This is a genomic window from Gilliamella sp. ESL0232 (genome assembly GCF_013346885.1).
Taxonomy (GTDB): domain Bacteria; phylum Pseudomonadota; class Gammaproteobacteria; order Enterobacterales; family Orbaceae; genus Gilliamella; species Gilliamella bombi.
On the sequence record NZ_JAAEDW010000003.1, the window covers coordinates 1 to 13,524 of the forward strand.

General features: G+C 32.8%; 10 protein-coding genes and 1 pseudogene. 5 read left to right on the forward strand and 6 right to left on the reverse strand.

The window, feature by feature from the left end:
* Both GYW75_RS04395 and GYW75_RS04400 read right to left on the reverse strand, forming a co-directional pair.
* Positions 1–90, reverse strand: a pseudogene (locus GYW75_RS04395) (IS5/IS1182 family transposase); the annotation flags it as partial.
* A gap of 281 nt (positions 91–371) precedes the next feature.
* A complete protein-coding gene (locus GYW75_RS04400; protein WP_238786401.1) occupies positions 372–1,721 on the reverse strand; it encodes a hypothetical protein in 1,350 nt (449 codons plus the stop codon).
* A gap of 451 nt (positions 1,722–2,172) precedes the next feature.
* Here GYW75_RS04400 and pheA point away from each other — a divergent pair, with 451 nt between their 5' ends.
* Together pheA and mutY are read left to right on the forward strand one after the other, a co-directional pair.
* Entirely contained in the window at positions 2,173–3,324 is a 1,152-nt protein-coding gene (pheA, locus tag GYW75_RS04405) for a bifunctional chorismate mutase/prephenate dehydratase (RefSeq protein ID WP_174798586.1), read from the forward strand.
* 5 nt (positions 3,325–3,329) lie between these two features.
* Positions 3,330–4,370 carry an A/G-specific adenine glycosylase gene (gene mutY, locus GYW75_RS04410; protein WP_174798702.1) on the forward strand — a complete coding sequence of 347 codons (1,041 nt, stop codon included), beginning with the start codon at positions 3,330–3,332 and terminating at the stop codon, positions 4,368–4,370.
* Between the two features lie 241 nt (positions 4,371–4,611).
* On the opposite strand, the gene GYW75_RS04415 is transcribed toward mutY, so the two are convergent.
* Complete coding sequence (locus GYW75_RS04415) at positions 4,612–5,796, reverse strand: FAD-dependent monooxygenase (RefSeq protein WP_174798587.1); 1,185 nt, start codon at positions 5,794–5,796, stop codon at positions 4,612–4,614.
* 15 nt (positions 5,797–5,811) lie between these two features.
* Positions 5,812–5,991, reverse strand: coding sequence for a Sec-independent protein translocase subunit TatA (locus tag GYW75_RS04420; RefSeq protein ID WP_034909727.1), 180 nt, complete (start codon positions 5,989–5,991; stop codon positions 5,812–5,814).
* Between the two features lie 620 nt (positions 5,992–6,611).
* Here GYW75_RS04420 and GYW75_RS04425 point away from each other — a divergent pair.
* The gene (locus GYW75_RS04425; protein WP_034909729.1) at positions 6,612–7,301 is read left to right on the forward strand and encodes a LexA family transcriptional regulator; all 690 of its coding nucleotides are present in this window, start codon (positions 6,612–6,614) and stop codon (positions 7,299–7,301) included.
* Positions 7,302–7,536: 235 nt separating this feature from the next.
* Positions 7,537–9,372 carry an ABC transporter ATP-binding protein gene (locus tag GYW75_RS04430; RefSeq protein WP_174798588.1) on the forward strand — a complete coding sequence of 612 codons (1,836 nt, stop codon included), beginning with the start codon at positions 7,537–7,539 and terminating at the stop codon, positions 9,370–9,372.
* 61 nt (positions 9,373–9,433) lie between these two features.
* Here GYW75_RS04430 and dacB read toward each other — a convergent pair whose 3' ends face one another.
* Positions 9,434–10,870 (reverse strand): serine-type D-Ala-D-Ala carboxypeptidase, encoded by a 1,437-nt coding sequence (dacB, locus tag GYW75_RS04435; protein ID WP_174798589.1) that lies wholly within the window; start codon positions 10,868–10,870, stop codon positions 9,434–9,436.
* A gap of 178 nt (positions 10,871–11,048) precedes the next feature.
* Between dacB and GYW75_RS04440 the strand changes: the two genes are divergently transcribed.
* Positions 11,049–12,062, forward strand: a complete 1,014-nt coding sequence (locus GYW75_RS04440) for a TerC/Alx family metal homeostasis membrane protein (protein ID WP_174798590.1) — start codon at positions 11,049–11,051, stop codon at positions 12,060–12,062.
* A gap of 57 nt (positions 12,063–12,119) precedes the next feature.
* Here the strand turns inward: GYW75_RS04440 and cycA are convergent, their stop codons facing one another.
* Positions 12,120–13,493 (reverse strand): D-serine/D-alanine/glycine transporter, encoded by a 1,374-nt coding sequence (gene cycA, locus GYW75_RS04445; RefSeq protein ID WP_174798591.1) that lies wholly within the window; start codon positions 13,491–13,493, stop codon positions 12,120–12,122.
* Positions 13,494–13,524 lie beyond the last annotated feature (31 nt).

Consider the following 13,524-nt stretch of genomic DNA (forward strand, 5'->3'; position numbering starts at 1 on the left):
ATGCTCGGATTTATTATAAACTCGGCCGGTATTTTTCATTATTTGTAGTAGCTTTTCCCACCGTTTATCTGTTAGCATTGTTCTTGGCATGATGAATCGAGTTATGGTTGTTTTTGGCTGAATTATTGTAACTCACATCATGCCGTATAAAAAATAATCACGAAAGATCAACACGCCCTAGCAAACTCGAAAACAACGCAATAAAATTTAACATAAGTGCAAAGTTCGTCACACATTTGATAAACCAAATAATGAAGCCACAACCGAAAGGGTAATAACTTTTCCTATAATTTAATAAAGCTAAATTACCATAAATTGAATTTTTTGATTACTGCATTGTGCGCTATTTCATAAAATGGGTAAAAAACCGATCAATGCACACATAATGCTCCATTGTTACCATCAGAAGAAGCATAATAGGCGCTACCATAAGCTGAACTAATATGATACTGCCAACCAAGCGACAAAGGGTAAGACTCTGTTGACCAATAGTATGATTCAGTAAAATCACTATTATGATAATAATTTTTACGAGTACTCCCCCATTCTGCAAATAAACTGCCACCAATTCGACGCTGATAATTATTAGGTTGTCCTGGTAAACCACCACTCCAAAATCGATTATTGCCATTAGTCATATCAATAGTATTTGCGACATGGTAACCCGCCTTTTCCAAAGTCATACAAAATTCTTTAGCATCAAGATAACTCATTTCTTCAGAATTTGCTATAAACCATTTATCTATCTTAAAACTGTATATTTTGTTCTTTTTTGCTTTATCCGCATAAATAATAAATGTAGTAGGAACCGCTGTTGCTGCTTGTTCTACTGTTGAAGTATAGCTTGGCCCCATTAAATCAATTCTAGCAATATTGGCCAGCTTTCCTTTTTCGTGAGTAACATTAATATTAATGCCTGAATCCACTGGTAATTTAGTGTAAGTAAACTCACGGGCAAGCCCTCCGGCTGTCATTAAATAAAAATGTAACCCATTCGCCGCTGTATTTGGAAAGTTCATAAATGGTTGTTGGATATTTTGTGGTTTAAACCCATGATATCTATCCCATTGCTCAGCAGGACCAAGATGCGTACCATAGCTATGGTTCAAATTAGGCTGAGAAAAACAAGTATAAGGATCATTAACTTTAGGGGAAATATAATAGGTAACACTACTACCAATAAATTTACCTGATGAAGCAGGGATACCATATCGCGTGGATAATGTTGCATCATCACTTTTTAAGTAAATGCTATAAGGCGCATAACAAGGATCTAATATTTGAGCATAATTTCTAATTTGTTTACCATCAACATTTCTAATATCTATAGTCAATTCACCACCAGTTACAGTAATTTCATCACCATCATCATCTCTTGCTAGCCCAAAACTTAATAGAACATCATTTAATTTAGCCTTTTTAGTATGATCCATTGGATCTTCCTTATGCTTTTTGGGAAGAAACATCTTAATATCATTTACGCTTTGATTTTCCTCTGGCAGTATAATTGGGCTACTTTTTGATGAACGGTGATTACTTTTATCATATTTTCTACCATCAGACAGTGTAATACTTAATACTCCACTCATGCTATTTGCTTTGCTCTTGTTGTCATCGAAAGTTAAATACGGTGCACTACCGTGGATTACATTTGTCGTAGTAGCCGACAATACAGCTATAGCATTACCTGATAGAATTGTCTCACATAAGAATATCGTCATCAATTGCAACGCATAATGCTTAACGTTCGATTTTAATAAAATTCTTTGTAAGGCGGCATGGGAAGTAATTTTTGCTATTAGTATTCGTTTTGACTTTTTTAGCAAACTTATTAACTTCAATAATTGCATTAAATATAACTTATTAAGCAATAAGCAAACAGTAACAAGAAGAATACAAACTTTTCTGCCTATTCCAAATGGGTATTTAATCATTTTACTACCAACCATTCCATGGATTATTATTTTATAAATGATTTTAAAACAACTTTTGAGATCCATTCACAAAAAAAGAAAAGAGCAACTTATCGGTTATTATAAACACACCAGCTCTATCTATCGCCGTATACTACCATAAAAATTCAATTATTTACAAACAAAGGATACTTTGATAGTGCCTTTATTTTTTTGCTTGTTATAATACAAACTATCTTTTTTAAATAACTAATAAAAAATGGCTACAAATCCTTTATTATCTTTGCGAAATAAAATTAATAAATTAGATAAAACATTGTTAGAGCTTATTGCCCATAGGCGCCAACTTGCAACGCAAGTAATTCATACGAAAATTGAAGCAAACATTCCTGTGCGCGACATTGATCGTGAGCGTTCACTTATCAGAGCCTTAATCAATGAAGGCAAAGACTATCATCTTGATGATATTTTCATTAAACGCTTATATCAATTAATTATTGAAGATTCTGTACTATTACAACAAAAAATCTTGCAAGAAAAGCTTAATCTCAGCACAATCACCACAGCCAAAGTTGCCTTTTTAGGCCCCAAAGGATCTTATTCGCATTCTGCTGCTCGCCGCTATGCTAGCACTCACTTAGATGAAATGATTGAATTAAGCTGTTCAACCTTTAAAGAGATTTTTGAACAAGTCGAAAATAATGCCGTAGATTATGGAATTTTACCAATAGAAAATTCAAGTTCTGGCTCAATTAATGAAGTTTATGATTTATTGCAAAAAACTAATCTACATATTATTGGTGAGCTCTCTTTACCTATTGATCATTGTGTTCTTGCTATACAAAATTCACAGCTAGAGCAAATCGATACTATTTATAGCCATCCACAACCATTCCAGCAATGTAGTAACTTCTTAGAGAACTATCCTCATTGGAAAATCATATACTGCGATAGTACTTCATCAGCAATGGAAACTGTAGCTAAATTGAATCAACCTAATGTTGCAGCTATGGGTAATAAAGATGGTGGTGAATTATATGGGCTACAAGTCCTTGAACATAATTTTGCCAATCAAAAAGAAAACATTACTCGTTTTATTGTGTTAGCTCGTCAGCCAATAGAAGTATCTGATCAAATCCCTGCTAAAACCACAATTCTCATGAAAACAGGTCAGCAAGCAGGTGCTTTAGTTGATGCGCTATCGGTATTACGTAACCATAACATTGTTATGACTAAACTTGAATCACGCCCAATTCATGGTACGCCTTGGGAAGAGATGTTTTATATCGATTTGCAAGGTAACATTCATTCTTATGAAATGCAAACAGCTCTCAAAGAATTGGCATCAATGACTTTATATACTAAGGTACTAGGTTGCTATCCTAGTGATTCTATTGTTGCTGCAATGTAATGGCTATGAAAATACAATACTTTCCGCAAGCTGTCCTGACGTGGTATGAACAATATGGCAGAAAATCGCTACCATGGCAGGTCGAAAAAAGCTCTTATCATGTTTGGTTGTCTGAAGTGATGCTACAGCAAACCCAAGTTGCAACGGTTATTCCTTACTTTAATCGTTTTATTGAGCACTTCCCACAAATAACAGATTTAGCAAAAGCGCCAATTGATGATGTATTGCATCTTTGGACAGGACTTGGTTATTATGCAAGAGCACGTAATTTACATAAAGCAGCACAATTAATTGTGGATAAATTTAATGGCATGTTCCCTACAAAGTTCGATGATGTCGTCGCACTTCCAGGCATAGGACGCTCAACAGCTGGTGCAATTTTATCTCTTGCACAAAATCAACATTATCCAATTTTAGATGGCAACGTAAAACGTGTTTTAACCCGATATTTTGCTGTTGAAGGTTGGCCGGGTATTAAAACTGTCGAAAATAAACTTTGGCAATTAAGTGAACAAGTCACACCAAAACATAAGGTAGCAAAATTTAATCAAGCTATGATGGATATTGGGGCTATGGTTTGCACACGCACTAAACCTAAATGCTCCTTATGCCCATTGCAAACCCATTGTCTAGCATATAAAACCGAAAGCTGGCAACTCTATCCTACAAAAAAAACTAAAAATGCCATTCCCCAAAAGACAGCCTATTTTTTAATGCTAGAATATGATCATACAATTTGGCTTGAAAAAAGGCCTCCGTCTGGTATTTGGGGAGGATTATATTGTTTTCCTCAATTTTCAAGTAAACAAGCAATAACTGACTGGTTAAAAAAACAAGGTATCGAAACAACAGCACCAAAGCAACTTGTTGCATTTCGCCACACATTTAGTCATTTTCACTTAGATATTTTTCCTATTTATTGTGTCATTACCAAGTATACAAAATGTTTTAATGAACATAGTGGCTATTGGTATAAACTAAAATCTAACAACGCAAAAATAGGTCTTGCTACCCCTGTTTATAACTTATTAAAACAAACAGTTTAATCACGATTTATTATCAATATTGGTGCACTTTTTAGTGCATCATTATTATTCTTGTTTAACTATAATTTGCTAAGCGCATTAGATCATGCGGCTTTAGTTCAGTTTACTTATTTTATGGTTGGATTGTTATTTCTGGAATAGATTCTTAATCTATTAAGTATCATAATTGATTTTTATACTGAAACACATAATTACCTGAAAGTTTTTGACAGACACAATAATAACTAGATATAAGTTTAAATTAAATATGCATAGCATATTTAATCAGTTGCTTTTTTAATAGCTGACTATTATCAATAACATTCATACCAATTGTTCTTAACGTCTTTTTCAACAAATTATCACCATTAAACATATCTTGAATAGTTTGCATGGCCGTGAGCATAACTAACGCATCTTTGCGACGATTAAACTCAAATGATTTTAAATTTTTTACAAGCCCAATATCTTTATTAGTTTCGATTAATTGTTTAATGGTTGAAACTAATAAAGCAGAATCTTGAAAACCTAAATTTACCCCTTGTCCTGCTAAAGGGTGAATAGTATGAGCAGCATCGCCAATAAGTACTAACCGATGCTTAATAAATTGTTTAGCAAATCGCGCTTTTAATGGGAATACCATTCTAGGGTTAATTAACTGGCATTTACCAACTTTATCACCAGTCAACCGAAATAATTCGTTCGAAAATTCTGATTCAGAAAGTGAAGTTAAAGTAGACGCATTATTTGGTTTTGTCGACCAAACTAAACAACTTTTATTTACATTCCAAAGAGGAAGAAAAGCAATAATTCCATTGGGATAAAACACTTGCCTAGCACAGGATTGATGAGGATATTCAGTTTGAACAGTTGTAATCACAGCATGATGAAGATAATCACGCTCAAGAACAGAAATATTTTCACTCCTACGCACCCAAGAATGAGCACCATCAGCCCCTATCATTAATTTAGCTTGTAAAACAGCTTTATTTGCAAGTGTCAAAAAGACAAAATCATCATTAAATGTACAATCAACTGCTTCATGGCTATAAATTTTAATATTCGAACAGTCTAAGGCAAACTGGTAAAGATAATGAGAAATGACATTATTTTCAATTATGTATCCAAGATTAGAATAACCGTAATCTTTGGCTTGGGCAGACAAATGAGCTTGACCATTTTTTTCCCATACACCTATCTCAGTAAATTCCTGTACACGCTTGCTATTGCATAAATCATCCCATATACCAATTTTTGAAAAGTAGCGCTGGCTAGCGCCATTAATAGCAGAAGCTCTAATACTTATTTCAGCATGAGGCAAGAATTCATGCTGACAAAGTTTAGTATCTATAATCGCAATGTTTAAATCACATTGGCTAAGTGCACAAGCAGTGGCTAAACCAACTAATCCACCACCAACAATTACTACGTCAAATTGTAAATTCATACTAAATAAATGCAACTATTTATTATCATCTAACTTATTATCACTTTTTGATTCAACTTCGTCATCATTCATCGCTTTTTTAAAGCCTTTCAACGCTAAACCAAGATCCGAACCTAAATTACGTAACTTCTTAGTGCCAAATAATAAAATCACCACGGCAAGAAACACTAAAAGATGTGGAATGCTAAAAGACATAATCAAATCCTCTCAATAAATACAACGCTCTGTTAGGATAAGCTTTAAAACAGATTCTATAGGAAACTGATTATACTCTTTTTGTGAAGGGATTTCATGAATAGTTCAAAAATAAAAAAAGACCTGTATAAAACTATACAGGCCAACATGAAATATAAGGAATATAAGGAAAGAAAACAATGAAAAATCCTTACCCTGCTTATTATCCATTTTTTTTCGCTTTCGTCAACGTTTTTATTTATTTTTTCAATTTAAATTATTTCTACATAAAAAATATAAATCAAATAAAATCATAATAATACAAAAAAGCCACCATTAAGATACCTTTGATAAATATCAAATAAACAATAAAAAAACTTTAATTAACACAAAAATAAATATTTTTACACAAAAATACGCATTCTCAAGCAGAAAAAACAATAAATAACTTTTTTTTCAAAAAAATCAACAGTCATAAAAAAAATGAAAAAACAAGATAAAAAAACAAGATATAAAATAAAAAAACAAATTAGCATAGGAATAAAGCAAAACTAATAGATTTTCAATTTTATTAACGTATACAAAAACACAAAAAAATACATTATAATTAATAAACTTATGCAAGAAATAATGGTTCAAAGATGAATACAATTAAAAATAATAATATTAAAACTTTTAAAGATAGACTATATAGCTCAATGCAAGGGTTATCTGTATCAGCCTTCGCTAAAAAATGTGATATGTCAGAAACAGTAATCCGAGATTATTTATCAGGTAAAACATATCCATCACTTACACGTTTAGAAGTCATTGCTGAAAAATGTAATGTTTCCTTTAATTGGCTTGCTACTGGACATAAATTAGAAGTATTAGATCCTAAAGACAGTGAAGAAGTCTATAACGAAAATATTTATCGTATCCCCGTATATAAAAAACAGTTACCAACAAAAGAAGAAGCACAAAAAGAGCGTTTTGTTAGAGAAACGCCTCCAGTAATGAATTATCCTATTGTTGAAGGTTGGGTTAAGCATCGAGGTTTGGATGCTAAAAAATTAATTATATACTGGGCTAAAGGCGATTTAATGTCACCAGAAATAAAGAATAATAACGGGTTGATTCTTAATACAGAAATAAATGAGATTATTGATGGTGCAATCTATTTAATTGAATATGAAGATATTACCTTTTTGAGAAAGATTCGTTTAACACTCAATGGATGGTTGTTAATCTGCAATAATAGCCAATATCCGACTATTGAAGTACCTAAAGTAGACTTTCATAAATATCATATTGTTGGACGCGTTGTACTTATTATAAAAGATATATTTTAAGACCATTAGTGGCTATATATTGACGCTCAATATATAATCATAATATGAGGGAATATAAAACATCATATTTCCTCATCAGCTTTTTAATATTTATAATATTATAAATCGCAGATATATCTAAAATTTCATGTAACAATTTAATGCATAGATAATTTACATATATTTGCGCTATCCTCGTTTTTTATATCATTGATTGTATTATCAATGGAAAACTCTATTATTTGTCAGGCCGAATATGTATCGATTTTTTGAAAAATTAGTATCACCTTATCCAAAAGTTGAATATCAATGTATGCCTAAAAATTTTTTTAATTTCATATGGCAATCAACTAAAGGAACTCGCTTATTTCTACTATTATTAATTATTCTTAGTGCATTCGCTGGTGCTTTTGAAGCCTTTTTATATGCAACTCTTGGTAGGGTTATTGATTGGCTTGCAGCTGTTGAACCTAGCAAATTTTGGCAGCAAGAAAAAACAACATTAGTAATATTAGCTTTAATCATCATAGCAAGTACAATTATTATTGGATTACAAACTATTATTAAACATCAATGCTTAGCCGGCAATTTCCCAATGCGAATGCGCTGGAACCTTCATCGGTTGGTACTCAATCAAAGTATGCGTTTTTTCCAAGATGAATTTGCTGGTAGAATATCAGCCAAAGTCATGCAAACAGCGCTTGCAGTTCGTGATACTTGCTTTTTAGTGACGGAGATTTTTATCTATGTCTTTATTTCGTTTATTACTATGGCAACAATCATCGGGCAATTAGATCTTTGGCTATTAATTCCATTTATAGGCTGGTGTCTAATTTATGGTATTGCTATGTATTATTTTATTCCTCGTTTAAGTAAAATTGCTAGTTTGCAGGCTGATGCTCGTTCTACGATGACAGGACGAGTAACCGATGCCTATACCAACATCATGACAGTAAAACTTTTTTCTCATGCTGGCAATGAAGCAAAATATGCTAAAGAATCAATGGATGAATTTTTAGTCACTGTCAATCAACAAATGCGCTTAGTCAGTAGCTTTGAAATTGTTAATCATTTAATGTCTATTTTGTTGATACTAAGCACTACAGGTATTGCCTTATGGCTATGGAGCAATCAATTAATTGGTGTTGGTGCAATTGCAACAACAACCGCTGTAGCGCTTCGATTAAACGGTTTTTCACATTGGATCATGTGGGAATTGGCAGCTTTATTTGAGAATATTGGCATAGTTAAAGATGGGATTAATACTTTTTCAGCCACTAAAACAGTTATTGATCAACCTAATGCAACATCACTTCATGTTACCCAAGGGAAAATCGAATTTAAGCACATCCATTTTGCTTATGATAAAAAACAACACAACTCAATTATTGAAGATTTAAATTTAACAATCAAACCTGGTGAAAAGATTGGTTTGGTCGGTCGTTCTGGAGCTGGAAAATCAACGCTTATTAATTTATTACTTCGTTTTTACGATTTACAAAGTGGTAATATTTTTATTGATGGTCAAGATATTACTGCCGTTAGTCAAGAAAGCTTACGTTCTAAAATCGGTATGGTGACACAAGATACTTCGTTATTGCATCGCTCAGTACGAGAAAACTTACTTTACGGTAACAAAAATGCTTCTGAAAAGGAGATGAGAGAAGCAGCCAAAAAGGCTCATGCAGATAAATTTATTCAAACACTCGTTGATACAAGAGGTAAAACAGGATACGACGCTTTTGTTGGTGAACGAGGTATAAAATTATCCGGAGGGCAAAGGCAACGTATTGCCATTGCTCGCGTCATTTTAAAAAATGCCCCTATTTTATTATTAGATGAAGCAACAAGTGCATTAGACTCTGAAATTGAGCAAGCAATTCAAGAAAGTCTATATACTTTAATGGAAGGAAAAACCGTTATTGCTATTGCCCATCGATTATCTACAATTGCGGCAATGGATAGACTAATCGTACTTGATCAAGGTAAAATAATCGAACAAGGAACCCATCAAGAATTATTAAACAAGAATGGTTTATACGCACAGCTTTGGAAACATCAGAGCTGTGGTTTTTTAGCCGATAACTTTTAATTTACAAAGAAGGTCAGGACTTATACTAAATATAAAATATATATATCCTGACCACACTTTATTAATTAATAAAATTTTTATAGAATTCCGATTCAAATCGCATGACTGCACTATTTTTGGGCTCTCCTTTATTATCAGCTTGGTATCCTGATAATAGCTGCACAAATGCAACATATTCCCCTTCAGACTTTTGGATAAATCCAGCTAAGTTATAGCAACCTTGAATATAACCTGTTTTGGCTCGTATTGTTTCTTTAAAAGGTGCTTGATTAAGACTTTTTCGATTCTGCAAAGTACCATCAACTCCAGCAATTGGTAACATTTCAATAATTCTTAATTTTGTATTATTAGCTGCAATATATTGTAGAATTTCCATTAACTTATCGGCGCTAACCAAGTTTAATCTAGATAATCCAGAACCATCAGCAATAACTAAATTTTCTAAATTTATACCCGCTTTTTTACGTAAAATTTGCTTAACAGCATCACCGCCATTACGCCATGTACCTTGAACATTATAATAATGGGCCCCTAAAGTCCTAAATATAGCATCTGCATACAAATTATTTGATTTTTTAAGCATAACTGTCAACAGTTCAGAAAGTTGAGCTGATTGGCTAGAGGCTAATAATGACAACTGAGCATTAGTCCTTTGATTACGTTCAATAATAGTTCCTGTATACATTATTTTTTTTTGTTTAAGCTCATTTTTTAAAATTTTCGAAAAATATTCAACACTATCAATTACTGCAAATTTTAACGGTATTTTATCTGAACTTACAGCAATGCATCCTGATAAATGGTAATGGTTTTTATCTGAGTAGTTTACATCTAATTCACAATATTTATCATTTAAATCCTTACTATTAGCAGCGATAGTTCTGACATCACCAGTAAGAATAATAGGAGTATTGGAAGATACCGTAACAGAGGCTTTGGAACCGACCTTACCCGGAATAATGGTTGCATTAAAACAGTTATTATCAATAATAGCTGCAGATGGCGGAGCACTATAACATGCAGTTAAGTTATTCCAGGACCAACCCGATGCTTTATCATGACTTGTAAAAATTGAAGTATCCAAAATCACATTTCCTGAAATTTTCTCAATACCTTTTTGGCTCAGTGTTGCAATCATGCTTTTTAATCGATCACGAGTAAAAGTTGGATCTCCACTTAATTGAATAATAAGATCACCATTTAACTGTTTATTACTTATTGAGCCATTGGTTTGTATACGAGTTATAAAACGGAAATCATTACCCAGTTCAAGCTGAGCAGCTAACGCAGTTATCACTTTTTGAGTGCTTGCTGGTTGTTTGAATTGATTACTTTTATATTTTGCTAATGTTTTAGGATTACGCCCAACAGATTGAACCAAAATGGATAAATCACTTCCTTTAGGTAAAGAAGATATATAAGGCTCTACTGGTTGTGCATATAATAATCCCGAAATAAAAGGAAGAAGAGTAAGAATAATTATCCTAAATTTTGTCATAAATACTGGCTCAAAATATTATTAAATTAAAACAGTTAAATAAGACTTGCAAATATAACTTTTTTTGATTTAGCTAGCAATATATACTCTATCACTTTTATAATTATATATTACGGTTAAATTAGATAAACCAACTATTCAAATTATCTAAAATCAATTAAAACTAGGTAATATAAATATGATGCAAAGTTCATTAGGATTTCCAATAGAGACCATGTTGGTATTTGTTGTGCTAGCCTTGGCTGCAATTATTGTTGATTTATATGCTCACCATAACGATAAACCTATCAGTTTAAAAAATGCCATTATATGGTCACTTTTTTGGATAATTGTTGCACTGGGGTTTGCACTATTTTTATACATTCATCATGGGAGTACTACTGCTAGCTTATTTGTTGCTGGTTACGTCCTTGAAAAAGCACTATCTGTCGATAATTTGTTTGTCATTATGGCTATTTTTTCTTGGTTTTCAGTACCTAATAATTATCGACATCGCTTACTTTATTGGGGAGTTATTGGCGCTATTATATTCCGCGCCATATTTGTTGTAATTGGAACAGGTTTGTTATATTTAGGTCCTTGGATGGAATTAGCTTTTTCAATATTAGTAGCTTGCACTGGAATAATAATGCTAAAAAATCAAGATAATGGTCAAGACATAAAGGATTATTCAAATCACTTAACTTTTCGCATCGCCAAACGTATTTTTCCATCTTACCCCAAAATTGTCGGTCATCACATTTTATTAACCAAAAAACAACTTGATAGAGAACTTGCAAAACCTGAGAATAGCAATTTAGTTGGTAAAATACCTAAAAGTGTTTTTTATGCTACACCGCTGTTTTCATGTATTGTTGTAATTGAGTTAAGTGACGTTATCTTTGCGTTTGATTCTGTTCCTGCCGTGATTGCTGTAAGCCAAGAACCGTTAATTGTCTATAGCTCGATGATTTTTGCTATTTTGGGTCTTAGAACTATGTATTTTATTTTACAAGCCATGAAACAGTATTTAGCTCATCTTGATAAGGCAATTATCTGTTTACTCTTTTTTATTGCCGGAAAATTGGCTTTAAATGCAAGTAATCATCTATTTGGATACGGTATTGATATAGATCCAATTACCAGTCTTTATATCGTTTTAGGCACACTAGCTTTAGGAATTATTGCTAGCATCATCTGTCCGAAAAAATAAAGTGCGATAATTAGAGTAAAAATATTGGCAGGTTTTCCTGCCATTTTTAGTATAAATTTATTGACGTTTTAAAGATCGAATAAAATAACTTACACCTAAAATAACAAACCAAATAGGTGTTGCCACTAATGCCTGGCGAGTATCAATCTCAAAAGTAAGTAATACAATCACGAAGGCAAAAAAAGCCAAACAGACGCAGCACATAAAAATACCACCTGGCATTTTAAATTGAGATTGTTCATGTAAGTTTATTTTTTTGCGACGATAAGCAATATAAGAAATAAGAATCATCGACCAAATAAACATAAATAAAATAGCCGAAATTGTAGTTACTATAGTAAAAGCTTCCATGACATTAGGCACTAAATAAATCAAAACAACTCCACCAAACAAACATGTGCACGAGAATAATAGCCCATTAGCCGGTACAGAGCGACTCGATAATTTCCCAAACGGTTCAGGAGCATCTTGTTTTTTAGCAAGCCCAAACAGCATTCTGCTTGTTGAGTAAATACCACTATTAGCAGATGATGCTGCTGAAGTTAATACTACAAAATTAATAATACTTGCAGCAGCAGGCAAGCCAATTAGAGTGAATAATTCTACAAAAGGACTTTTGTTTGGAGAAATAAACTCCCATGGAGTTACACTCATAATAATGATTAAAGCAAAAACATAGAAAAAGATGATACGCGCAGGCACTGAATTAATTGCACGAGGCAAATTTTTGCACGGATCAACGGTTTCTGCTGCAGTTGTGCCAACTAACTCAATCCCAACAAAAGCAAAAATAGCAATTTGAAATCCAGCAAAAAAACCCATACTACCATGAGGGAAAAAGCCCCCGTATTCCCACAAATTCGAAAATGCAGCTGTGGTACCCGTTTGTTCGGAATGAAAAGCAGTCAAAATGAGTACAAGTCCAATTCCTATCAATGCTAAAATTGCAATAATCTTAATCATTGAAAACCAAAATTCTGTTTCACCAAACATTTTTACCGTTAATAAGTTTAGTGTTAAAAGTAAGGCAACTGTTAATAACATTGGTATCCATGACTGCAGTTCAGGAAACCAATGTTGCGCATATCCAGCAATTGCAATAACGTCGGCAATCCCTGTAATTACCCAACAAAACCAATATGTCCAACCAGTAAAAAATCCAGCCCAAGGCCCCAAAAGGTCATTGGCAAAATCACTAAAAGATTTGTACTTTAAATTAGAAAGAAGGATTTCCCCCATCGCACGCATAACAAAAAAAAGGATAAAACCAATAATCATATAAACAAAAATAATAGAAGGACCAGCAAGACTAATTGTCTTTCCTGAACCCATAAATAAACCAGTCCCAATTGCCCCACTGATTGCAATTAATTGAATATGACGGTTAGAAAGATTTCGCTTTAGATCATTTTTTGAGGATGTAATGCTCATCGCTATTATTTCCTTTTATTTTCTATATTTC